Origin of the sequence: Paenibacillus kobensis NBRC 15729 (assembly GCF_004000825.1) — a bacterium.
GTDB classification, from domain to species: Bacteria; Bacillota; Bacilli; order Paenibacillales; family Paenibacillaceae; genus Paenibacillus_T; species Paenibacillus_T kobensis.
In genome coordinates this window covers 1-914 of the sequence record NZ_BILZ01000144.1, presented here as the reverse complement: position 1 = coordinate 914, position 914 = coordinate 1, and the positions used below count along the sequence as shown (strand labels likewise).

At 48.0% G+C, this 914-nt stretch carries 1 protein-coding gene; it reads left to right on the top strand.

Annotated elements, in window-relative coordinates; translation table 11 throughout:
• A partial coding sequence (locus tag PKO01S_RS28500) for a condensation domain-containing protein (RefSeq protein WP_246070783.1) occupies window positions 1-914 on the top strand: 914 nt, incomplete at both ends.

The following is a 914-nucleotide window of genomic DNA, read 5'->3' as shown; positions in this document are numbered from 1 at the left end:
GGAGCCCGAAGCAACAAGCGGACAGGAATATATTGCGCCACGGAACGAGATAGAAGAACTGGTTGCATGCACTTTTGCAGAAGTTCTAGGTGTAACCCCGGTAGGCATTGAGGACAACTTCTTCGAAATGGGTGGACATTCCCTGCGCGCAACCCGGGTTGTCAATAAGATTGAAGTGAAGACCGGCGTACGTTTGCCGCTGAAGGCCATTTTCGCCGCTCCTACTGCCCGGCTTCTGGCTAAAGAAGTAGAAGAAGTAAGAGCGATAGCATACATTCCGATCCCGCATGCGGAAGAACAAGAAGTGTATCCGATGTCGTCGGCACAGAAGAGGTTATACCTAATTAACCAACTGGACGACGTAGGCACAGCCTACAATATGCCGGCGGGAATAGAAATTTACGGGTCGCTAGATATGGGCCGCATGAAATACGCACTGGAGCAATTGACTATGCGCCATGAGGCTTTGCGCACTAGTTTCCACTTGCAGGATGGAGATCCCGTACAGAAGATCGCACAAGAAGTTAAGCTCGAATTGGAGTATGAAGAACGGATTATAGCAAAAAGTGCAGAAAAAGAAGAAGACTTGCTGCATCGTTTTGTGCATCCGTTTGACCTTGGGAAGGCGCCGCTGATGCGGATGAAAGCAGTAAAAGTAGGAGAGGACAAAACGATCCTCTTGTTAGACATGCACCATATCATCTCCGATGGTATGTCGATGGATATTTTAACCCAAGAACTTTCCAAACTCTACAATGGAGAGCTTTTAGAACCGCTGAGTGTCCAATACAAAGATTACAGCGAATGGATGCGAACAAGAGACCTATCGGAACAGAAACAATATTGGCAAGGTGTATTTAGCGAACCGGCGCCGGTGCTGGATTTGCAGCTGGATTATTTAAGGCCGCAGATGC